Annotated in this window: 22 protein-coding genes and 1 tRNA gene; 9 read left to right on the forward strand and 14 right to left on the reverse strand. The window is 65.7% G+C overall.

Annotated features, from left to right (window positions below; genetic code table 11):
• Window positions 1–71: 71 nt before the first annotated feature.
• Window positions 72–773: a DUF2334 domain-containing protein gene (locus ACZ60G_RS17600; protein WP_465811130.1), complete on the reverse strand. Its 702-nt coding sequence runs from the start codon at window positions 771–773 to the stop codon at window positions 72–74.
• 104 nt (window positions 774–877) lie between these two features.
• Here ACZ60G_RS17600 and ACZ60G_RS17605 point away from each other — a divergent pair, with 104 nt between their 5' ends.
• Entirely contained in the window at window positions 878–1,168 is a 291-nt protein-coding gene (locus tag ACZ60G_RS17605; RefSeq protein ID WP_465811131.1) for a hypothetical protein, read from the forward strand.
• Window position 1,169: 1 nt separating this feature from the next.
• Here the strand turns inward: ACZ60G_RS17605 and ACZ60G_RS17610 are convergent, their stop codons facing one another.
• On the reverse strand, window positions 1,170–1,820 hold the full coding sequence (locus ACZ60G_RS17610; RefSeq protein ID WP_465811132.1) for a nitroreductase family protein: 651 nt from the start codon (window positions 1,818–1,820) through the stop codon (window positions 1,170–1,172).
• 121 nt (window positions 1,821–1,941) lie between these two features.
• Between ACZ60G_RS17610 and ACZ60G_RS17615 the strand changes: the two genes are divergently transcribed.
• A complete protein-coding gene (locus ACZ60G_RS17615; RefSeq protein ID WP_465811133.1) occupies window positions 1,942–2,379 on the forward strand; it encodes a MarR family winged helix-turn-helix transcriptional regulator in 438 nt (145 codons plus the stop codon).
• 31 nt (window positions 2,380–2,410) lie between these two features.
• Here ACZ60G_RS17615 and ACZ60G_RS17620 read toward each other — a convergent pair whose 3' ends face one another.
• Together ACZ60G_RS17620 and ACZ60G_RS17625 are read right to left on the reverse strand one after the other, a co-directional pair.
• Window positions 2,411–4,654, reverse strand: coding sequence for a S9 family peptidase (locus tag ACZ60G_RS17620; RefSeq protein ID WP_465811134.1), 2,244 nt, complete (start codon window positions 4,652–4,654; stop codon window positions 2,411–2,413).
• A 10-nt stretch (window positions 4,655–4,664) separates the two neighbouring features.
• A complete protein-coding gene (locus ACZ60G_RS17625; protein ID WP_465811135.1) occupies window positions 4,665–5,036 on the reverse strand; it encodes a MerR family transcriptional regulator in 372 nt (123 codons plus the stop codon).
• Between the two features lie 46 nt (window positions 5,037–5,082).
• Here ACZ60G_RS17625 and ACZ60G_RS17630 point away from each other — a divergent pair, with 46 nt between their 5' ends.
• Entirely contained in the window at window positions 5,083–6,171 is a 1,089-nt protein-coding gene (locus ACZ60G_RS17630) for an alkene reductase (RefSeq protein WP_465811136.1), read from the forward strand.
• 42 nt (window positions 6,172–6,213) lie between these two features.
• On the forward strand, window positions 6,214–7,248 hold the full coding sequence (locus ACZ60G_RS17635; RefSeq protein ID WP_465811137.1) for a DUF2330 domain-containing protein: 1,035 nt from the start codon (window positions 6,214–6,216) through the stop codon (window positions 7,246–7,248).
• Window positions 7,249–7,250: 2 nt separating this feature from the next.
• Here ACZ60G_RS17635 and ACZ60G_RS17640 read toward each other — a convergent pair whose 3' ends face one another.
• From ACZ60G_RS17640 to ACZ60G_RS17660, 5 genes are all read right to left on the reverse strand, one after another.
• Window positions 7,251–8,207 carry an alpha/beta hydrolase gene (locus ACZ60G_RS17640; protein ID WP_465811138.1) on the reverse strand — a complete coding sequence of 319 codons (957 nt, stop codon included), beginning with the start codon at window positions 8,205–8,207 and terminating at the stop codon, window positions 7,251–7,253.
• A gap of 137 nt (window positions 8,208–8,344) precedes the next feature.
• Complete coding sequence (locus ACZ60G_RS17645) at window positions 8,345–8,767, reverse strand: HIT family protein (protein ID WP_465811139.1); 423 nt, start codon at window positions 8,765–8,767, stop codon at window positions 8,345–8,347.
• A gap of 22 nt (window positions 8,768–8,789) precedes the next feature.
• Window positions 8,790–10,211 (reverse strand): adenylosuccinate lyase, encoded by a 1,422-nt coding sequence (gene purB / locus ACZ60G_RS17650; protein WP_465811140.1) that lies wholly within the window; start codon window positions 10,209–10,211, stop codon window positions 8,790–8,792.
• An 83-nt stretch (window positions 10,212–10,294) separates the two neighbouring features.
• A complete protein-coding gene (locus tag ACZ60G_RS17655; protein WP_465811141.1) occupies window positions 10,295–10,933 on the reverse strand; it encodes a TetR/AcrR family transcriptional regulator in 639 nt (212 codons plus the stop codon).
• 141 nt (window positions 10,934–11,074) lie between these two features.
• Window positions 11,075–12,241 (reverse strand): pyridoxal phosphate-dependent aminotransferase, encoded by a 1,167-nt coding sequence (locus ACZ60G_RS17660; protein WP_465811142.1) that lies wholly within the window; start codon window positions 12,239–12,241, stop codon window positions 11,075–11,077.
• Between the two features lie 126 nt (window positions 12,242–12,367).
• On the opposite strand from ACZ60G_RS17660, the gene ACZ60G_RS17665 reads away from it, so the two are divergent.
• Complete coding sequence (locus tag ACZ60G_RS17665) at window positions 12,368–13,342, forward strand: M23 family metallopeptidase (protein ID WP_465811143.1); 975 nt, start codon at window positions 12,368–12,370, stop codon at window positions 13,340–13,342.
• Between the two features lie 239 nt (window positions 13,343–13,581).
• On the opposite strand, the gene purD is transcribed toward ACZ60G_RS17665, so the two are convergent.
• A complete protein-coding gene (gene purD, locus ACZ60G_RS17670; protein WP_465811144.1) occupies window positions 13,582–14,853 on the reverse strand; it encodes a phosphoribosylamine--glycine ligase in 1,272 nt (423 codons plus the stop codon).
• 192 nt (window positions 14,854–15,045) lie between these two features.
• On the opposite strand from purD, the gene ACZ60G_RS17675 reads away from it, so the two are divergent.
• Window positions 15,046–15,420, forward strand: coding sequence for a PH domain-containing protein (locus tag ACZ60G_RS17675; RefSeq protein ID WP_063046650.1), 375 nt, complete (start codon window positions 15,046–15,048; stop codon window positions 15,418–15,420).
• On the opposite strand, the gene ACZ60G_RS17680 is transcribed toward ACZ60G_RS17675, so the two are convergent.
• Complete coding sequence (locus ACZ60G_RS17680) at window positions 15,408–16,478, reverse strand: alpha/beta fold hydrolase (protein WP_465811145.1); 1,071 nt, start codon at window positions 16,476–16,478, stop codon at window positions 15,408–15,410. The genes ACZ60G_RS17675 and ACZ60G_RS17680 overlap by 13 nt on opposite strands.
• Window positions 16,479–16,591: 113 nt before the next feature.
• On the opposite strand from ACZ60G_RS17680, the gene ACZ60G_RS17685 reads away from it, so the two are divergent.
• Complete coding sequence (locus ACZ60G_RS17685) at window positions 16,592–17,017, forward strand: HIT family protein (RefSeq protein ID WP_465811146.1); 426 nt, start codon at window positions 16,592–16,594, stop codon at window positions 17,015–17,017.
• 270 nt (window positions 17,018–17,287) lie between these two features.
• On the opposite strand, the gene ACZ60G_RS17690 is transcribed toward ACZ60G_RS17685, so the two are convergent.
• The 3 genes from ACZ60G_RS17690 to ACZ60G_RS17700 all read right to left on the reverse strand — a co-directional run bounded on the left by ACZ60G_RS17690 (window position 17,288) and on the right by ACZ60G_RS17700 (window position 18,693).
• Window positions 17,288–17,362: transfer RNA gene (locus ACZ60G_RS17690), tRNA-Thr, on the reverse strand.
• A gap of 126 nt (window positions 17,363–17,488) precedes the next feature.
• Entirely contained in the window at window positions 17,489–17,731 is a 243-nt protein-coding gene (locus tag ACZ60G_RS17695) for an MbtH family protein (RefSeq protein WP_011207082.1), read from the reverse strand.
• Between the two features lie 128 nt (window positions 17,732–17,859).
• Window positions 17,860–18,693, reverse strand: coding sequence for an alpha/beta fold hydrolase (locus tag ACZ60G_RS17700; protein ID WP_465811162.1), 834 nt, complete (start codon window positions 18,691–18,693; stop codon window positions 17,860–17,862).
• Between the two features lie 188 nt (window positions 18,694–18,881).
• Between ACZ60G_RS17700 and ACZ60G_RS17705 the strand changes: the two genes are divergently transcribed.
• Both ACZ60G_RS17705 and ACZ60G_RS17710 read left to right on the forward strand, forming a co-directional pair.
• Entirely contained in the window at window positions 18,882–19,052 is a 171-nt protein-coding gene (locus ACZ60G_RS17705; RefSeq protein WP_169338030.1) for a hypothetical protein, read from the forward strand.
• A 177-nt stretch (window positions 19,053–19,229) separates the two neighbouring features.
• The gene (locus tag ACZ60G_RS17710) at window positions 19,230–20,714 is read left to right on the forward strand and encodes an alpha,alpha-trehalose-phosphate synthase (UDP-forming) (protein ID WP_465811163.1); all 1,485 of its coding nucleotides are present in this window, start codon (window positions 19,230–19,232) and stop codon (window positions 20,712–20,714) included.
• Window positions 20,715–20,842: the final 128 nt, after the last annotated feature.

Here is a 20,842-nt window from a genome sequence, read left to right on the forward strand (position 1 = left end):
GCCATTACGGGCGGCGGCGCCTCGTGCGGGCGGTGCCGACCACACCCCTGCACGGCTTCCGGCGGACCCGATCAGGCCGCCTTGACGGCGGCGAACGGCTCCCAGCGGTACACGTCGCCGGCCGCGCCGTGGAACAAAGCGAGATCGACCGCGTCGAGCATCGCCTGCCGCGGTCCGGAACGGCCGAGCTGCGCGGCGGAAACGGCCAGCCGCAGCACACCGCCGCGACGCGCGGTCCTGGCCGCACCGAGCACCAGCGCGCGACACCACCACGGCTCGGCGCGGAAACCCTCGCCCATGCCGTAAACCCGCGCCTTCTGGGCGATATTGCGCTCGAGATCGAGAATCGAGGTCAGCCCGAGCGCAAGCCGGAAACCGGCCTCGGGCAGCGCCTCGATGGCGCCCGCCGAGGCATCCCAGCGCGGGGCCGCGAACAACCTGGTGCGCAGTTCCACCTGCTCGAGCACCCGATCCGCCGCGGTCAGCCGCAGGCGCGCCTCGTGCCGGGGCAGCGTGGCGAATTCGGCACGGCGGCGCTTGGTCGCCGCCTGGTCGTAGCCGTGCAGCACGATCGCATCACCGCGGGCCCGCCGACCGCGCAACCACGACTGCGTCGCCGGATCTTCCACCAGCCGGTAGCCACCCTTCAACCGGGGCGCGACCAGCAGCGAAAGCCGCACATCGCGGCGATCCATTTCGGCCGCGAATTCGATAGCCGCATCCCGCGTAGTGTCCCGGATCCCGGAAATCGACACGATCAGCTCAGCGTTCATGACCTTACGGTCCCAGCCGCAGATGTACTCGGCGTGCAGGGCGGATGACCCGCCGACGAACACTGTGTTCCACCCGCGGCGCATCTCCCCTAGGATCTCCGGCTGTGAAGACAGCCCTGCTCAGCGCTCTGTCAGTTCCACTCCTTCTCATCGCACCGGCTACGGCCCTAGCCGATCCGGGCGACCCCCAGATCTTCAGTCAAGACGAAACATGCACCGCCACACAAGGATTCGTCAACCAGGTGCGCAACAAGACCCCGGACGCAACGCCGGATCAGATTGCCGACGCCTACATCGCGATCATGGATGCGAACGGCGCATACCAGGGGATCGAGCAATTCCGCGACAGCGATCGTGCGACGTTCCTGGACAACATGCGCACCTGCGGCCTCTGATTTACCACCGCTCCCAGTGCAGTACCTGCGCCCTCGGCACCCGGACGGCGGGTTTGAAGTCGGTGCCGAGGGTGTAGGCCAGCGGAATGAATGCCGCCAGCATCACCTTGTCGTACGGAATCCCGAGTGCCGCAGCGAGTTCGCGCTCCAGCGGACCCTGCGCACTGGTCCAGGTGGTGCCCAGGCCGCGGGCGCGAGCGGCGAGCATGAAGCTCCACACCGCGGGCAGAATGGAACCCCAAGCGCCCGACTGGATCTCGACCGAGGCGCGATCGGTTCGGCCCTCGATGGCCGGGATCACCATCGCCGGAACACGATGGATGTTCTCGGCGAGATAGCGCAGCCCGTCGAAGACCCGCTCGGTCGAACGCGGTGAATAGTTCATGCGCCACACGTCATCGGCGGTCAGCGGCTGTCCGGTCCCGACGGTGAGCGCGCGACGGAAGATATCGCCGACCACTCGACGCTTGGCCCGATCGGTGACGACGATGAAATGCCAGCGCTGCCGATTGCGTCCGGTCGGCGCCTGGGTTGCGAGATCGATGCACTCCTCGATCAGCTCACGCGGCACCGGACGGTCGAAATCCAGGCGTTTACGCACGGCACGGGTCGTGGACAGCAACTCGTCCGGGGTCAGATCCAGCGTTGTCATCGGGTACTCCTCGGGCCGATTCGTGCAGACGATCAGACCGTACGACCACAAATCATCTGCTGTCAAACAATTGGACAGCAGACGATTAATGGTAGGCTGACGCCACCGACAGTGAGGCACCATGACCAAACCGACTTACTTTCCACAGCTTGCCGCCGAGCGGCCGGATATCGCGCTCTGCCGCGCATCGACCGCAGTGGCCAGAGCAGGCGAAATCCACGCCACGACACAGGGTTTGGGTGTTGGCCAGCAATTGGTATTGAAGATGCTCGATGCCATCGGCGCGTGCTCGCAGCAGACGCTGAGCGAGGAACTGCGGATCGACCGCAGCGTCATGGTCAGCGTCTGCGATGACCTGGAGACGTCGGATTACATACGGCGCGAACGCAATCCGCGCGACCGGCGCTCCTACGCCGTGACCATCACCGATGCGGGCCGCGAACGGTTGCACGAGGCGGAGGCCGCGATTCCGGCCTATCTCGATGAGACATTCGCAGCGCTGACCGCCACCGAGCGCCGTCAGCTCACGGCGCTGCTCGGCAAACTACTGGCTGGGTGAGCGGCCGGAGTAGACCGGCCGCTCGTCCGGCCTACGCGTCGGCGAGGCCGAGGGTGTCGAGCACCCAGGCGTATTCGAAGGCGACTTCCTTCCACTTCTCGTAGCGGCCGCTGACGCCGCCGTGGCCCGCGCTCATTTCGGTCTTGAGCAGCAGCGGTGTGTCGCCGGTCTTGGTGGCGCGCAGTTTGGCGACCCACTTGGCGGGTTCGACATAGAGCACGCGGGTGTCGTTGATGCTGGTGATGGCCAGAATGGCCGGGTAGTCCTTGGCTTCGATGTTCTCGTAGGGCGCGTAGGACTTCATGTAGTCGTAGACGTCCTTGTCCGCCAATGGATTTCCCCACTCGTCCCATTCGATGACGGTGAGCGGCAGCGACGGGTCGAGGATCGAGGTGAGCGGGTCGACGAACGGCACGTTGGCCAGGATGCCCTTGAACAGCTCGGGTGCCAGGTTCGCTACCGCACCCACCAGCAGGCCGCCCGCACTGCCGCCGTCGGCGATCACCCGGTCCGCGGAAGTCACGCCGGTATCGATGAGATGCCTTGCGCAGGAGACGAAATCGGTGAAGGTGTTCTTCTTGGTGAGCGTCTTGCCGTTCTCGTACCAGAGCCGCCCCATTTCACCGCCGCCGCGCACATGCGCCACCGCGAACACCATGCCGCGGTCGAGCAGCGAAAGCCGCGATACCGAGAAGGATGGATCCATACTGGCCTCGTAAGAGCCGTATCCGTACAGCAGCAGCGGTTTCGGCCCCGCAGGCAGGCCCTTCTTCCGCACCAGCGAGATCGGAATCCGGGTGCCGTCCGCGGCGATCGCCCAATCCCGGTGCTGCTCATAGTCGTTCGCGTCGTAGCCGCCGAGTACCGGCTGCTCCTTGCGCAGCAGCAGCTCGCCGGTGGCGGGCACATAGTCGAAGACCTGCATCGGCGTGATGAACGAGGTCAGGCCGATTCGCAGCGTCGGCTGCTCCCACTCGGGATTGGCGCCGGAACCGACGGCGAAGAGTTCCAGATCGAATTCGAGTTCGCGCCGCTCGCCGTAGCCGGATTCGGTCAGCGGCCAAATGGCGACGCGGGTCAGGGCTTCGCGCCGGTAGCTCAGCACCAGATGGTTGGCGAACGGATCGACATCCTCGAGCCGCACATCGTCGCGATGGCCGATCAGCAGCGTCATATTCGACGGATCCGATACCGGCGCCTCGGCGAGTACGAAGTTCTCGGCCTTCACCCCGTCCACTACATCGTTGTGCAGGATCAGGAAACGGTCCTCGCCGCCGACCACCGCATGCTCCGCGGAGTACTCGACGCCATCGCGGCGCGGAATGATGACCCGGAAATCTCCTTCCGGATTATCGGATTCGAGCACCCAGCCCTCGGTGGTGATCTTGGAGCCGACCCAGATCATCAGGTACTTCTCCGAGCGCGTCGCGCCGATGCTCACCCAGTAGCGCTCATCGGGCTCGTGGAAGACCTTGACGTCGTCGTCCTTGCCGGTACCGAGCCGGTGCCGCCACACGGTGTCGGGCCGCCAGGATTCGTCGACCGTCTGATAGAAGACGTGCGTGCCGTCCAGCGACCAGGTCGCACCGGGTGCGGTGCCCGCGATCTCGTCGGCGAGCACCTCGCCGGTGCGCAGATCCTTGAAGCGCAGCAGATAGCGCTCGTCACCGCTGGTGTCGACCGAGTACGCGAGCAGGTTGCCGTCATGGCTGACCGAGAACGCGCCGAGCGCGAAGAAGTCGTGGCCCTCGGCGACCTGGTTGCTGTCGAGCAGCACCTGCTCCCCGGGAATCTCGGTATCGACCTCGAGTTGCGGCGGGGTCCAGGCATCGATCCCCTCGGCTGTACCTATTGCGGCGGTCGCGGGGCGCTCCGTGGTTACGCGAGCTGCCTCCTCCGCGCCCGTCGCTCCCGCCGGGGCAACGATGGGACAGCGGCAGTGCACGCCGTACTGCTTGCCCTCGAAGCTGCGCGAGTAGTACCAGTACTCGCCCATCCGTGTCGGCACCGACAGATCGGTCTCCTGGGTGCGCGATTTGATCTCGTCGAAGATCCTGTTCCGCAGTCCGCCGAGGTGGGCGGTCTGCGCCTCGGTGTAGGCGTTCTCGGCCTCGAGGTAGGCGATGACCTCGGAGTTTTCCTTATCGCGCAGCCATTCGTACTCATCGATGAAGACGTCGCCGTGGTGCACCCGCTCGGTGCGCACCGTCTTGGCGACCGGGGCCGTCACATCACCCGGACCGGCGAGCGTTCCGATTCCACTGTCGAGAGCCATGGGCTCCACCCTACTGTTCGGGCTGCGCACCGCCCGCCGCTCGGAGGATCTCGTCGAGTACCGCGCCCGCCCGGTGCAGATCGGTCACGGCTTGGTCGATGCGGCGGCGCTCCTCGGCCAGCTTGTCCACCAGGAACGGTGTCGCCAGCTCGTTCGGTGTGCCGTCTTCGTCGTGGATACACGGCAGCAGCTGGCTGACGGTGTCGCTGCCGATGCCCGCGGCGAACATTTCGCGTATGCGCAGCACCCGCGCGACCGCCGACTCCGGATATTCGCGCTGACCACCAGAGGTGCGCTCGGATCCGAGCATGCCCTTGGCCTCGTAGTACCGCAGCGACCGGACACTCACCCCGGTCCGCTCGGCCAGCTCACCGATGCGCATATTTGCTCCTTGACCTGACATTGATGTCAGGTTTTATGGTACGGCCATGCAGCTATTGAGCGAATACCGCAACCATGGTCTGGCCCTGCCCAATCGCATCGTCATGTCACCGATGACCCGGTTGCGCTCGCATCCGGACGGCTCGCCCACCGCCGATGTCGTCGAGTACTACGCGCAGCGGGCCACGGCCGGACTGATCGTGACCGAGGGCATCTGGCCGCATTCGACCGGCCAGAGCGAGGCCTGGGTGCCGGGCCTGCAGACGGGTGGCCATGTCGATGCCTGGCGGAAGGTCACCGATGCGGTGCACGCGGAGGGCGGGCGGATCGTCGCACAACTGATGCACGGCGGTCGCAAGGGACATCCGTTGGCGCGAGTCGACGGCTCATGGCCCACCGGACCGTCGTCCGTGGTGGATGACGATCAGCCGCACCTGCTCGACGGCACCAAGGGCGATCCGATCACGCCGGGTGCGTACAGCCGTGCCGAAATCGCAGCCGTAGTCGAGCATTTCGCGGCAGCTGCGGCCAATGCGATCGCGGCGGGCTTCGACGGTGTCGAGATCCACGGCGCCAATAGCTATCTGCCGCACCAGTTCCTGGCCGATAACACCAACCTGCGCACCGATGAATTCGGCGGCTCGATCGAGAACCGCATGCGCGCACCGCTGGCCATCGTCGACGCGGTAGTCGGGTCCGTCGGATCGCACCGGACCGCTATTCGCCTGTCACCGGGCAACCCGCAGTTCAATATGTACGAGGCCGATCCGGCACCGCTGTACCGCACGCTGGTGGCCGAGTTGGATCGCCGCGACCTGGCCTATCTGCATCTGACCGACAATGACGACTATCCGGCCCTGGCCGATCTGCGGCCGCGCTGGCACGGCACGCTCATCGCGAATATCGGTGAGAACCGCAAGCCGACCAGCGCGATCGAGGCCGAGGCGGTGCTCCGGCAAGGGCTCGCCGACCTGGTGTCGTTCGGACGCGCGTTCATTTCCAATCCCGATCTGGTGGAACGGATTACGCACGATCTGCCGCTGGCTTCGATCCGCGAGGAGCTGCTGTACGGGCGCGATGCGGCGGGGTACAGCGACTATCCGAGCTGGGATTTGCGCGAAACGCGGTGCGCCTGATGGTGCGGCGGCATGGCCGCGCAGCCCATTAGGCTCGCGGCCATGCGTGCTGTTCACCTGCTGGCCGTCATGGGAATGCTGTTCGCCACAGCTGGAATCGGCGCGCTTGCACCGGCTTCCGCATGCGCGTGCGGCGGGGTCGCAAATCCGCCGGGTCACCTGGCGTCGGTGCGCGAGGAGACGGCGCTGGTCAGCTGGGACGGTCAGCGGGAGACGGTGCTCATGCGGCTCGCGCTGAAATCCGGCACCGATCGGGCGGCGCTGATCGTGCCGACGCCGAAACCGGCGACCGTCGCGGGCGGTTCCGCCGCGACCTTTACCGAACTGGCGAACTTGACCGCACCCAAGGTTGTCACCCAGCGCCGATGGTTCGGCTCGGGTTCCAGCGACTCCGCGGGCGATGGCGCCATGAGCGCTGCCGGTGGCGGCCCGACCGTCCTCGACCGCGTGCAACTCGGCCCGCTGGAGGCGACCACCCTGTCCGGCGGCAACCTGGATGGCATTCGAAAGTGGCTGAGCGACAACGGCTACGAGATGCGCCCCGAGGTCGTCAGTACCCTCGAACCGTATCTGCGCGAGGGCTGGTCCTTCGTCGCCATGCGCCTCACCAGCGCCCAACCGCTCGACGGCGCAATAGATCCGGTGCGGCTGACCTTCGATTCGGATCGGTTCGTGTATCCGATGCGCATGTCAAGTGCCGCCGAACAGGCCCAGTACGTGCACCTTTACGCGCTGAGCGAGCATCGCGTGCGACGCTCCGATCCCGATGCCAGCGCCCAGAGTGTGCACGTCGATTTCGCAGGCCGGGTTGCGTCATCGGATCCAGAACTCGCGCCGGTGACGACGAACGGCCGCAACTACCTGACCGAACTGCGGATTTCGATCGATAGGCCCGCGGATATCCGCTCCGACTTCGCCTTCGAGGCCGATGCCGGCGACGCGGAGGTCTACCGGACGATTCACCGAACCGAGAACGTCGAACTATTCGGCGCGCCCGCGGGCATCGTCATCCTTGGCACGGTCTTCCTGGCCGCGATCGTCGTTGTATTCGCCATCGTCCGCGTGCTGCGGGCCTGACCTCAGGCTCCGATCGCCGGACCGATGGTCGGCCAGGAGGCGTGCAGGGTGTCCTGCCAGTAGGACCAGGAGTGGGTTCCGGTCGGGCTGTAATCGACCTCGGCGGGAATACCGAGGGAACGCAGCCGCTGTTCGAACGAGATGACGCAGGTGTTCACACCGACCTCGACCGGGCCACCGAGGACGATGTTCTCGCCCAGTTGGGGTTTGACCTCGGCCTCGTGCGGACCGGGTATACCGGTGCCGGTGGAGAGGTAGATCGTCTTGCCGCGCAAGCGATCCGCGAGCGCCGCCGCATCGTGTTCGGCCCAGGCCGGGCTGCCGGGACCGCCCCACATATTCACCGGGTCGCCGCCGCGGTTGGCGATGGAGAACATCACCGCGCCCATGGCGAGAGTTGTGTCGGGACAGGCGCTGTAGCCCGCGATCGCCCGGTACAACTCGGGATGTCGGGCGGCGAGGATGAAGGCCGCATTGCCGCCCATGGACAGACCGCCGATGGCATTGACGCCATTGCCGTATCGGGCGTCGATGATCGGCGGCAACTCCTCGGTCAGGAAGGTTTCCCACTGGTAGCGGCCGAATTTGGGATCGTCGCGCTGCCAGTCGGTGTAGTAGCTGGCCTGGCCGCCGACCGGCAGCACCACATTGACGTTCTTGCCCCGGAAGAAGGATTCCGCGTCGGTGGCATTGGTCCAGGTGCTCTGGTTGATGCCCGGATCGAGGCCGTCCAACAGGTAGAAGGACGGATGCGAGCCGCCGCCCGCCGGGTGCAGAACATCGACTTGGATGATCCGTCCCATCGATGGCGATTCGATGAACAGAGCCGAGCGCGTCGTGCTCAGTTCATCGATCCGGTCGATCTGTCCGGCCGATGCCGTGGCCGGCTCGACAAGCATGGGCCCCATCAGCGCGGTCGCAAAGGCCAGCACCGCAACAGCAATTTTTGTTCGCCGCACGAACCTACCTCCGTCACCGCATGACAATGGCCTTCAACGTAACTCACGTCGAGACGTTGGAGAAGAGATTCTTTATCCGGCGTTTCCGCGGCAAACTTTCCGGTAGGTAATAACTTTCACGGCAGACGGAGCCCGGCTCAGCGATCGAGCGCGCCGCGGATCGAACTCGCCAGATAGTCCAGGTCAGCGCGGTGCGGACTGGTCGGCCGCCCACGTAATCCGAACCCGTCACCCGGCGTCCGCGGAATGACATGCAGGTGCACATGGAATACTTCCTGACCCGCGGTCACCCCGTCGGCCAAGAACAAGTTGACTCCATCACACCCCACCTCGCTGTCCCGCAGCGCCCCCGCCAATTTCTGCGCCACCTGGAACAACTTCCCCCCGACCGCCGGATCCAATTCCGCCAGACTCCGTGCCGCCACCTTCGGCACCACGAGTAAATGCCCCGGCGTCATGGGCCGAATATCCATGAACGCCACCACATCATCGTCCTCATACACCCGGCTGGCCTCGGCCCGCCCAGCCACAATGTCGGCAAAAATCGTGTACGGATTCACGCCGATCACTATGGCCGGTCGGCTAGAGGATCGGCGACGCGGTGTAGCGAGCGGCGTCGGGGTACTGGTCCACCAGCTTTTGGACGGCGGCGACCACATCGGAAACCTGGGCTTCGGCCGCACCGATGAAGGCGGACTTGTCGGCCAAGGCGACATCCAATTCGGCGCGGTCCAAGGGGAAGCGGGAGTCGGCGGCCAGGCGGTCCAGCAGGTCGGGTTCGCGACCCTGTTCGCGCATGGCGAGTGCGACCGCCACAGCGTGTTCCTTGATTACCTCATGGGCGGTTTCGCGGCCCACACCGGCGCGCACGGCCGCGATGAGCATGCGGGTGGTGGCGAGGAAGGGCAGGTAGCGGTCTAGTTCGCGGGAGATGACGGCCGGATAGGCACCGAATTCGGTGAGTACGGTGAGGAAGGTTTCGATCATGCCGTCGATGGCGAAGAACGCGTCCGGCAGCGCGACGCGGCGCACCACCGAGCAGAAGACATCGCCCTCATTCCATTGCGCGCCAGCGAGTTCGGCGGCCATCGAGGCATAACCGCGCAGCACCACCTGCAGCCCGTTCACGCGCTCGCACGAGCGGGTGTTCATCTTGTGCGGCATCGCGGAGCTGCCGACCTGGCCGGGCTGGAAGCCCTCGGTGACCAACTCGTGGCCCGCCATCAACCGGATGGTGTGCGCGAACGACGACGGACCCGCACCGACCTGAACAAGCGCCGACAGCACATCGTGATCGAGCGAGCGCGGATACACCTGGCCGACACTGGTCAGCACATTCGCGAAACCGAGGTGCCGCGCGACCTGCTGCTCCAACGTCGCGAGCTTGGCCGAATCGCCGCCGAGCAGATCGAGCATGTCCTGCGCGGTGCCCATCGGGCCCTTGATACCGCGCAGCGGGTAGCGATCGATGAGCTCACGCAGGCGGGTCAGCGCGATCAGCAGCTCGTCGGCGGCGGAGGCGAACCGTTTGCCGAGCGTAGTGGCCTGGGCGGCGACATTGTGCGAACGGCCCGCCATCACCCGTGTGTGGTACTCGGCGGCCCGCTCCGCCAACCGCGCCGCCACCGCGACACCGTGCGCATGCACATGCTCGAGCGAGAGCCGGATCTGCAGCTGCTCCACATTCTCGGTCAGATCGCGGCTGGTCATGCCCTTGTGCACATGCTCATGCCCGGCCAGTGCATTGAATTCCTCGATGCGCGCCTTTACGTCGTGGCGGGTGACCCGCTCACGCTCGGCGATGGAGGCGAGATCCACCTGATCGATGACCCGCTCGTAGTCGTCGATGACGCCCGCGGGCAGATCGATGCCGAGTTCGGACTGCGCCCGCAACACCTCCAGCCACAGCCGCCGCTCGAGCACGATCTTGTTCTCGGGCGACCAGAGATGCACCAACTCGGGGCTGGCGTATCGGGTGGCAAGGACGTTCGGGACGAGGCTCACGACTGCGCCTCGCTAGCGCTCGGCTCCGTCGTACGCCTGGGCGCTGTGCCTTTGGTTCGCTCGCTGCGCTCTCTCACGTCTTGTCAGTCTAGTGTCCGGAACCTGTCGACCTGCTGCGGCGTCGCGGGCGCGACGATATCGATGACCTCGAGCAACGCACCGCGCGCCATTCGCCTTGGCTCCGGGTCCATTTCGCTCAGCGCCGCCACCACAGCCCCGTCGACCACCGCGACCATCCTGCGCAACTGCTCCGCCCGAACCGCCCGATCGGAGCGGCGCAGCACATCGGCGAGCAGCTCGTCCAGCTGCGCCCTTAGTCGGAGCTGCACTTCCCGCAGTTCCGGATGCCGCGCCGAGGCCACCGAACGCTCATAGCGTGCGATGAGCTGCCCGCGTGCGCCCTCGTCGTTTCCGTCCGACCCCACCAGCAGGTCCAACACCAGGTCGACGGTCGCCTCCGCGCCGCGTCTGCGGTGGCTCACCTCGCCGACCCGGCGCCGCATCGCGTCCAGCTCCACATTGCCGCTGAATTCGACCGCTCGCGCGATCAGATCATCGAGCGACTCGAAGTAGTACGTCGTCGACGCCAGCGGAAGGTCGGCGCGCGTTGCGACCGAGCGATGCCGCACCGCATCGAATCCGCCTTCGAGTAACAACTCGGCGGCGGCCGCTACCAAAGCCTGGCGACGCCGTTCGCCTTTCGGGGTCGTCGCGGTTATCACCGTGCCATCGTGCCAGTCATCATCAGCTCATCCGTGCGAAATCAGAGGAAACCCAAAGAGTGAAAGCCCAGCCATCGTTGTTTTACCGCATCTGCTCGTTCATGGTGCCGAACTGTGCAAACTTGTTGTCGGACAGCATGATCAACCACGCAGATAATGACCCAGCCGAACGAGTGCCGCCTCGATGTCCGCGGTAGCTCCGGCGAAGGAGAACCGTACCGTCCGGTGCCCCGCCGCGGTATCGAAGTCGATTCCGGGGGCCAAGGCGACTCCGGTGTGGTCGAGCACCTCGGCACACCACTTCCTGGAATCGTCGGTGAGATGGCCGATATCGGCGTAAGCGTAGAAGGCGCCGTCGGCCGGGGCCAGCTCGGTGATGCCCAGCTTGGGCAGCCCCTCCAGCAGCAGTTGCCGATTCACCGCGTAGCGCCGGACGTGACCATCGAGTTCCTCCTTGGCCTCGGCGCCGAACGCGTGCAGCGCCGCGAACTGCGAGACCGCGGGTGGACACACGGTCATATTGGATGCGAGCCGCTGCAGTGCGGGCCGCAATCCGCTCGGCGCGAGCATCCAGCCGAGCCGCCAGCCGGTCATCGAGAAGTACTTCGAGACCGAACCGATGACCACGGATTCGCGCGAAGTCTCCCAGGCCGATGACGTCCGGCCGCCGCTGAGGCCCTGGTAGGTGATGCCGTGGTAGATCTCGTCGGAGATCAGCAGGGTGCCGTGCGCATCGCACCAGCGGGCCAGTGCGGCGAGCTCATCCGGATCGATCATGGTGCCGGTCGGGTTGGCCGGACTGGCCACGATCAGGCCCGCGGGCGGCTCCGGGAGCGCCTCAAGCATCGCGACCGTCGGCTGGAATCGGGTCTCCGCACCGCAATCGAGTTCGATGACGCGACAGCCCAGCGCGGTGAGGGAGTTTCGATAGGCCGGATATCCGGGCCTGGCGACCACGACGGTGTCCCCGGCGTCGAATGCGGCCAGGAAGATCAGGGTGAACGCGCCGGAGGAGCCGGTCGTCACCACGACGTCATCGGGTTCGACGGCGTATCCGTAGGTATCGCGGTGGTGTTCGGCGATCGCCTCGCGCAGCGGCAGAATGCCGAATGTCTCTGTGTAACCGAGTAATTCGGAATCGATCGCCGTCTTCGTCGCACGCAGCACCGGGGCGGGTGCGGGCGTCGAAGGCTGCCCGGCCGCCAGCACCAGCACATCGCCGTGCGTCCTGGCCCGTTCCGCGGCAGCTTTCCAGACATCCATCACGTAGAAAGGTGGAATGGTCGACCGTCGAGATTCTCTGGACACCCGACGTACGGTAGACGGTCCCGCACGTCGGGTGTGCGCCGATGCTCGGCTTTTGCCAGACCGAAATCCGACCGACCCGTGGTTCGTCATGTGCGCGGCAGGCGGCGCGGGTTATGGTCGGCGTTAATGCTTGACAAGGCTCGCCGTGCGCGGCTGGACCGAGTACACGGGGTGGGTGGCATCGGTGTCATACCCCCCGATTGGCGTGCCAAGTTGCGGGAACGGCACGAATCCGAGTTGCGGGGGCGGGCGCGCGAGGTGCTCGGCGAGTGCAAGGACGGCCTGGTCTGGCTGCGTCGGCAACCACTGCCCGACCTGCACGCACTGTGGGAGGACCGACCCAAACCCGACTATCACGCGCTATTGCGCAAGCACCGGATCCTGATCGCGGGAGTCTGCGTCACGGCCGTATTCGCGGCCGCCGATTCCTCATCCACCTGGGGCGTCACCGATCGCACGCCCGGCCCGGACGAAGCGCAACGCGTCGCCTTCGCCTATCCACAGCAGATGCAGTCGACACCGCCGTCGGTGAAGCGCTATCTGAATGCCATCGCCGACGGTGAGCGCATCCGTGAGCAGGAAGTGGTCGCGGCGGCGGCCCGCACAACACTGGAACGCGCCAAGGCCGAGGCGGCGGCGGCCGTGTCCGGTGAGTATCAGCCGTGGATGGCGGGCAGCGCGCCGGTCACGACGGGTTCGGTGCTGCCCGGCATCACCGGCATGGTTTTGCCGACGCGCGGCACCTTCACCTCCGGATTCGGTTCGCGCTGGGGCACTTTCCACAACGGCATCGATATCGCGGGGCCGATCGGCACCCCGATCTATGCCGTCGCCAGCGGCACCGTCATCGATGCGGGACCCGCGCAGGGGTTCGGACTATGGGTCCGGATCCGGCACGATGACGGCAGCATCACCGTCTACGGCCATATGTACGACTTCTTCGTCTCGGTCGGCGAGCGTGTTCCGGCGGGTATGCAGATTGCTCGCATGGGAAACCGCGGTGACTCCACGGGACCGCATCTGCACTTCGAGGTCATCATCAACGGGCAGCACGTCGATCCGCAGCAATGGTTGGCGGTGCACGGGCTCAGCTTCGGCTGAATCTTTGGCCGCGCCTGCGGCGCGGCGTGTTCGCGGCCCCTTGGTGTCTCGCGTCCGACCCTTTCGAGCGACCTGCAAGCAGTCGCTAGCGGCGCCGTCGAGACATACGACTGCGTCGTATGCGCTTCGACGACTCGGCTGTGTTCGATGGCCGCGCCTTCGGCGCGGACGCGAGACGGGCCGCGAACTCCTCGCTCGTAAGACTCGCTCCGTGGGGTCAGTAGTGCGAGTCGTATCCGTCAAACAGAAATGCGGTCCTCGACCGCCGCGAGACCGATGTCGGTGCGAAAGTGGCTGCCCGGCAACTTGATCGAGGCAATTCGGTCATAGGCGTGCGCGCGCGCCTCGGCCAGATCCGCGCCGATGCCGACGACACTCAGCACACGACCGCCCGCGGAGACCAGGGCTCCGTCCTCGCGCAATGCGGTTCCCGCGTGCAGCACGGCGGACGAGTCGTCGGTATTGCCCTCGCCCGCTCCGGTGATCACATCACCGACGCGGGGACGACCCGGATAGTTCTCGGCGGCGATCACGACAGTGACGGCCGAACCGTCGCGCCAACGCGGCGCGGCGACCTCGGCGAGCGTGCCGGTCGCGGTGGCGTTCAGCAATTCGCCGAGCGGGCTCTCCAGCAGCGCGAGCACCGCCTGGGTCTCCGGATCACCGAAGCGACAATTGAATTCGACGACGGCGGGTCCGTCCGCACCGATCGCCAGACCCGCGTAGAGCAGTCCGGAGAAGCCGCAGCCACGCCGCACCAACTCCGCCGCAACGGGCTTCACGACATCCTCGACGATCGCGGTGACCGCCTCCTCCGGCAACCACGGCAGCGGCGTGTACGCACCCATACCACCGGTATTCGGCCCGGTGTCGCCGTCGCCGACGCGCTTGTGATCCTGCGCGGGCAGCAGCGGCACCACGGTCTCGCCGTCGACCAGGCAGAACAGCGAAACCTCTGGTCCGTCCAGGAAAGATTCCAGCAGCACCGGATGGCCCTGCTCGAGCAGTTCGGCACCATGATCGCGGGCCGCGAGCCGGTCGGCGGTCACCACCACGCCCTTGCCCGCGGCCAGACCGTCGTCCTTGACCACCCAGGTCGGGCCGAACCGATCCAGCGCGGCATCGAGTTCAGCGGGGTTGTCCACAATCTCGCTGTGCGCGGTGCGGACCCCGGCGGCGGTCATGACGTCCTTCGCGAACGCCTTCGAACCCTCGATGCGCGCGGCCGCAGCGGACGGACCGAAGCACGCGATACCCGCGGCCCGGATCGCATCGGCGACGCCGAGTACCAGCGGCACCTCGGGGCCGATCACCACCAGGTCCGCGTCCAGGTCGGTAGCCAGGGCGACAACTGCCTCCGCGGAGGACTGATCGACCGCTCTGACCTGCGCGTACTGGGCGATCCCGGCATTGCCCGGCGCCGCGAACAGCGCGGTCACCGCGGGGTCCCGGCGCAGGGCCAGGACGAGGGCATGTTCACGGGCTCCGGAACCGATGACGAGTACGCGCACGGGCAACAGCTTAGGTTGTTGCCAATGGTGGCTGACCAGCAGTCCGACGACCCGCCACTAGTGGTTCATCACCTGTACATCGACCCGCGCCGAATTTCCGTTCACAGCTCCCCCCGCGGCGCCGACCGGTGTGGATGATTGATGGGAGGGGGCGCGACAGCCGACCTCCACCGCGCAAAGGACGTGCTGACTATGGGTCTGATCGACGGGCTGATGGGCAATGCCGGGCGGATCGATCCCGGTAAGGCGCAAGAGGAATACGCGAGACTGATGGGCGGCGGTGAGCAGGTCTACGCCGCGTATCTTCTTGTCCGCGACGCGATTCTGTTCACCAACAAGCGTCTCATCCTGGTCGACAAGCAGGGGGTCACCGGCCGCAAGGTGAGCTATCACAGCATCCCCTACCGCGCCATCACCCACTTCTCGGTGGAGACCGCGGGCACCTTCGACCTGGATGCCGAACTCTGCATCTGGATCTCCGGCACCCACGAACCGGTGCAGAAGCGGTTCAACCGCCAGGTCGACATCTACGAAGTGCAGAGCATCCTTTCGCACTACGTCGCCTGAGCACATGGCCTGAGCCCGCCGGTGACCACCGGCCGGACCCGGGTCAGCAGCAGTTCGAGGAATTGCTCGGGCTGCCAGAACGCCGCGAAATGGTTGGCGTCCGCGATCAGCGCGAACTCCTTGTGCGGCGCCTCGACATCGTCGAAGTAGCGGCGCGCCCTGGCCACGGGCATCAGGCTGTCGTGTTCGCCCTGAAAGATGAAGAACGGCAACTCGAATCGCGTGCCGTCGCGCCAGGCGTCGAAATGCACGGATTCGACGCCGACCCGTTCGGAGAACTTCATGCCGTCCGCACCCGCCTTCAGATCGCGCAGCCGATGCCGCGGCGAGAACCACATCGACGGCACGATCAGCTTCTTCAGGATTCCGGTGAGCATGGGATCCGAGCTGGTCGCCAGTTTTGCGTGCAGACCCCACTGCTCGGCGGTCCACCGCGTGGCATCGGGCCCCATCGCCTCCAATTTCGCTGCGGCGGTGCGCTTTCCGGCTTTGCGTAACCGTTGCACAATCGCGAAGAAGGCGCTGTGGTCGGGTTCGCCGCCGGTGATGTTCTGGTCGGTGCCAACGTATGCCGAGTACAGCTCGGGGTGGTTGCGGGCCAGGCGAAGTCCGAGCACCGAGCCGAATGAGGCGGCCAGCAATACCACCTTGTCGGCGCGCAGCCGGTCGCGCACATGGCGGGTGACCTCGAGTGCGTCGGTATATAGCCGGTCGAACGTCATCTCGCCCTGTGCGCCGCGACCGAAAGTCTTTCCCGCGCCGCGCATATCCCACCGAACGATCGTGAAGTGCTTTTCCCACGCCCGAGTTCGGTTGGCGAAGTAGGTGTTCGAGGCGCCGGGGCCGCCGTGCAATTCCAGCAGCACCGGGTTGGCCCGATCCGCACCGCGGATTTCGATCCACTGCTCGATACCCCCGATGGTGACGAAGCCCGCCTCCGAGATGCCGTTCGGCGTATCGATCCGGAGCGCCTGAGCATTGCTGCGGCGACGCAGCTGACGGTGGGTGAGCAAGCCCGCGGGGGCGGCGGCTGTCGCGGCAAGGGCAATGGTGATCATGTCGTTCCTAAATTGTGTCTGATGGAAACTGATATGTGTACGATAGACACAGTTTGATGGCGAGGTCAATACCCGAACCACCGATCGGGAACTCTCGGCGTAGCCTGCGGTGCATGGCTTCTGTTTTCAGCGCGATCATCGAAGGCCAGCTGCCGGGCCGTTTCGTCTGGGAGGACGACGAATTCGTCGCATTCCTCACCATCGCCCCGGTGACGCAAGGGCACACGCTGGTGGTCCCCCGCAAGGAGATCGATCAGTGGCAGGACCTCGACGCCGACACCTTCGCGCGGCTCAACAGCGTCGCGCAGAAAATCGGCCAAGCGGTCCGCCACGCCTGGGACGCCCCCCGCGCCGGCCTGCTCATCGCCGGCCTCGAAGTCCCCCACCTGCACGTCCACGTCTTCCCAGCCTTCACCATGGGCAACTTCGACATCTCCGGCGCCAACCCCCACCCCACCCCCGAATCCCTCGACGAAGCCCAAACCAAAATCAAATCCGCCCTCCGCGCCCTCGGCTACGCCCCCAACGTCCCCGCCTAAAGCGCCCTCGAGAATGTATTGGCGGAGAGGTGTTCTCGGGGTTCGCCTCAACCAGTACATGGTGATCACGCGTCCAAGAGTGCACTCATGAGATTCGGGGCGGCGTGGTCTGAATTAGCCGCCGGTGCGGCCGAATACGAGGAACGGGCGCGCCGTCACCGACGCGCCCGACTGGAGCCCTCTGTCAGGATTGAACTGACGACCTTTCGCTTACACAAACGGCAGGGCCTCTATCACGTGAACGAGCGCGCCGTCACCGACGCGCCCGACTGGAGCCTCCTGTCAGGATTGAACTGACGACCTTTCGCTTACAAGGCGAGTGCTCTACCACTGAGCTAAGGAGGCGGACGGTGTCTTACTCAACAAAACGGTGCCAATCATAACCGGGCACGCCAGCTGCGTGACACCGGCTTTACGGTGTCACGCAGTGACGGTTCAGCAGTGGCCCGGCGCAGTATCGGATACCGCGGGTCAGGACTGGGCGCCCTGACGGGCCGCGTCATCGGCGGCCATTGCATCACGCAGGCTCTTCGGACGCATATCGGTCCAGTTCTTCTCGACGTACTCCACGCACGCGGCGCGGCTGTCCTCGCCGAAAACGACTCGCCATCCGGCCGGAACCTCCGCAAAGGCCGGCCACAGCGAATGTTGTTCCTCATCGTTGACCAGAACGAAGAAGCGGCCGTCTTCGTCATCGAAGGGGTTGGTGCTCAATTTCACCTCACTGGATACTGGCGCATGTACGGGATCGCCCTTGGCTCGTCCAACGCTGTCGAGCGCCGGAAGCTCCCCGAGCGTTGTGTCGACCCTAGCAAGGCAGACGTTACGCGTAGGCAGTTACCTCAGGCCGCGAAGAAATCGAGCAGGATCTTGTTCACCGCTTCTGGACGCTCGAGATAGCCGTAGTGCCCCGCATCAGGAACTTCCAGGTAACGCGCACCCGGAATGGCCTCGGCAACCTCCCTGGACAGATACGGCGGAATCATCCGATCGTCGGCGAATCCGATGGCCAGGCACGGCACCTTGATGCCGCGGTAGGCCTGCACCCGGTCGAAATCGTGGTCCATCCGGCGCTGGGCGCGGATACCGGGCGTCACCGCACCGCCGGTGAATTCGAACAGATCGAGCCAGTCGCGGGCGGCGTTCGGATCGGCCATGGTCGCGGGCGACATATTCATCACCGCGGTGACGGCGGCCTCGTACTTCGCGGGCAAGCTGACCCCGCTGGCGTCGAGTTCGTGTTCGCCGAGCGAGAGCGTCTTCTGGAACTGGTCGAGGCGGCCGTGTCCGGCCATGAATACGGCCTTGCGCACCAGTTCCGGACGCGCCAGCGCGAGTTCCTGCGCCACCCGCGCACCCATCGAGGTGCCGACCACCAGTGCGGGACCCTCATCGAGCAGTTCGATGAGTCCGGCGGTATCGCCGACCAGCTGATCGACGGTCATACCTTCGGCCGCCTCATAGGACGGTTTGATGCCGCGATTGTCGAATGTGCAGACCCGATATCCGGCCTTGACCAGCGCCGGGACCTGATGCAACTCCCAGACCCGGCCCGGGCTGCCGGTGCCCATGATCATGACGACCAGCGGACCCGCGCCCTTCGCATCCGTGCCCTTGGTTCGGTCGCCCTTGACCTGGTAGTTGAGTGAAATTCCGTTCACCGTGGCCAGCGGCATATCGACCCTTTCGTGGAGTTGGTGCTGCGTTCCCACGGTATAGGGCTTCGGTTTTCGGCGAGCAGGCGAAGGGTATGACGCCGAACGTGTCGGAGGTCACCCGGATCCGGGTGCGGCATACCGCCGTGGTGGCCAGATACCATTGACTATTCGCACGTACGAGCGTACTGAGCCGGGAGGACAAGAAGATGGCCGCGAAGAGCAGCGCGAACGACATCGCGGACGACGATCTGGAACCACTCGCCGACGAGACCGCCCGTCAGGCGCAGCGAGTTGTCGCGGCCTACGCGGAGGATGCGGACGAATGCCGGATGCTGCTGTCCATGCTGGGCATCGGGCCTAACTCTCGGGGCGAGTAACCACCTCGACGTCAACGGGGCCGTCGACTATTCACAACTTCAAACGCCGAAAAGCGAAGCGCAAAGGATGCGTGAGTGGACCAGATGACCCAACAGCCGTCCGAGGACTCCGAACACGCCTTTCTAGAGCCCCCATCCGAACCCGACACGACGGTGGTCCCCTCCGCCCTCGCCGAGATGAGCGGAGCCGGTTCCGGCTTCGTCGTCGTCGCCAACCGGCTGCCGGTCGACCTGGAGAAACTGCCCGACGGTTCCACCCGTTGGAAGCGCAGTCCGGGCGGTTTGGTGACCGCACTGGAACCGGTGCTCCGCAATAACAAGGGGGCGTGGGTCGGCTGGGCCGGCGTTCCCGATGTCGATATCGATCCGATCATCCAGGACGGTCTGGAACTGCATCCGGTGCCGCTGTCCGCGGAGGAGGTCTCCGAGTACTACGAGGGCTTCTCCAATGGCACGCTGTGGCCGCTGTACCACGATGTGATCGTGCGCCCGGTCTACGACCGGGCCTGGTGGGCCGCCTATGTCACGGTGAACCGGCGCTTCGCCGAGGCCACCGCGAAGGTCGCCGCCGAGGGCGCGACCGTCTGGGTGCAGGACTACCAACTGCAGTTGGTGCCGAAGATGCTGCGGATGCTGCGTCCCGATCTCACCATCGGATTCTTCCTGCACATTCCGTTCCCGCCGGTCGAACTGTTCATGCAGATGCCGTGGCGGACCGAAATCATCGAGGGTCTACTCGGCGCCGACCTGATCGGCTTCCACCTGCCGGGCGGCGCGCAGAACTTCCTCTACCTGGCCCGCAGGTTGGCAGGGCAACCCACCTCGCGCGGCACCGTCGGTGTGCGGTCCAAGCTCGGCGTGGTGCAGGTGGGCTTCCGCACGGTCCGGGTCGGCGCGTTCCCGATTTCGATCGCCTCGGCCGAACTCGATGAACATTCGCGCCGCCGCTCGGTCCGCGAACGGGCCGCGAAAATCCGAGCCGAACTCGGCAATCCGAAAAATATCCTGCTCGGCGTCGACCGCTTGGACTACACCAAGGGCATCGATATCCGCCTGGCCGCGCTGGAGGAATTGCTGCTGGAGAACAGGCTGGATCCGGCCGATACCGTCATGGTGCAGCTGGCCACCCCGAGCCGTGAGCGGGTGGAGAGCTATATCCAGATGCGCGGCGATATCGAGCGCCAGGTCGGCCGGATCAACGGTGAATTCGCCAGGGTCGGCTATCCGGTCGTGCATTATCTGCACCGCCCGATTGCGCGTGACGAACTCGTCGCCTTCTTCGTTGCCGCCGACGTCATGCTGGTGACGCCGCTGCGTGATGGGATGAACCTGGTCGCCAAGGAGTACGTCGCCTGTCACAGCGGCCTCAACGGAGCGTTGGTGTTGAGCGAATTCACCGGTGCCGCAGCGGAATTGCGTCAGGCATATCTGTGCAACCCGCACGACCTGAACAGTGTGAAGGATGCCGTCATCTCCGCACTGGAGGACGACCGCGATACCCGTCGCCGCCGAATGCGCTCCCTGCGCCGCCAGGTGCTCGCCCACGATGTGGACCGCTGGGCGCGGTCATTCCTGGAGGCGCTGGCGCAGGATCAGGTCGCAGGCAGCGCGCTGCTCACCGACGATGATGTATACCCGGAGGCCCGAGCTCCCCGTCGCTGACGCAACCCCGACGGAGCGAGTCTTACGAGCGACCGTTCGCGGCCCGTCTCGCGTCCGAGTCGTCGAAGCGCATGCGACGAAGTCGCGAGTCTCGACGGCTCGGACGCGAGACACCAGGGGGCCGCGAA

The sequence above is a fragment of the Nocardia sp. NPDC102475 genome (assembly GCF_055584605.1).

Bases quoted from the DNA above. Each gene is read 5' to 3' on its own strand.
- ACZ60G_RS17600 (WP_465811130.1), bottom strand. From the start codon at position 773: ATGAACGCTGAGCTGATCGTGTCGATTTCCGGGATCCGGGACACTACG.
- ACZ60G_RS17610 (WP_465811132.1), bottom strand. From the start codon at position 1,820: ATGACAACGCTGGATCTGACCCCGGACGAGTTGCTGTCCACGACCCGT.
- ACZ60G_RS17615 (WP_465811133.1), top strand. From the start codon at position 1,942: ATGACCAAACCGACTTACTTTCCACAGCTTGCCGCCGAGCGGCCGGAT.
- ACZ60G_RS17620 (WP_465811134.1), bottom strand. From the start codon at position 4,654: ATGGCTCTCGACAGTGGAATCGGAACGCTCGCCGGTCCGGGTGATGTG.
- ACZ60G_RS17625 (WP_465811135.1), bottom strand. From the start codon at position 5,036: ATGCGCATCGGTGAGCTGGCCGAGCGGACCGGGGTGAGTGTCCGGTCG.
- ACZ60G_RS17630 (WP_465811136.1), top strand. From the start codon at position 5,083: ATGCAGCTATTGAGCGAATACCGCAACCATGGTCTGGCCCTGCCCAAT.
- ACZ60G_RS17635 (WP_465811137.1), top strand. From the start codon at position 6,214: ATGCGTGCTGTTCACCTGCTGGCCGTCATGGGAATGCTGTTCGCCACA.
- ACZ60G_RS17665 (WP_465811143.1), top strand. From the start codon at position 12,368: ATGCTTGACAAGGCTCGCCGTGCGCGGCTGGACCGAGTACACGGGGTG.
- ACZ60G_RS17675 (WP_063046650.1), top strand. From the start codon at position 15,046: ATGGGTCTGATCGACGGGCTGATGGGCAATGCCGGGCGGATCGATCCC.
- ACZ60G_RS17680 (WP_465811145.1), bottom strand. From the start codon at position 16,478: ATGATCACCATTGCCCTTGCCGCGACAGCCGCCGCCCCCGCGGGCTTG.
- ACZ60G_RS17685 (WP_465811146.1), top strand. From the start codon at position 16,592: ATGGCTTCTGTTTTCAGCGCGATCATCGAAGGCCAGCTGCCGGGCCGT.
- ACZ60G_RS17700 (WP_465811162.1), bottom strand. From the start codon at position 18,693: ATGCCGCTGGCCACGGTGAACGGAATTTCACTCAACTACCAGGTCAAG.
- ACZ60G_RS17705 (WP_169338030.1), top strand. From the start codon at position 18,882: ATGGCCGCGAAGAGCAGCGCGAACGACATCGCGGACGACGATCTGGAA.
- ACZ60G_RS17710 (WP_465811163.1), top strand. From the start codon at position 19,230: ATGAGCGGAGCCGGTTCCGGCTTCGTCGTCGTCGCCAACCGGCTGCCG.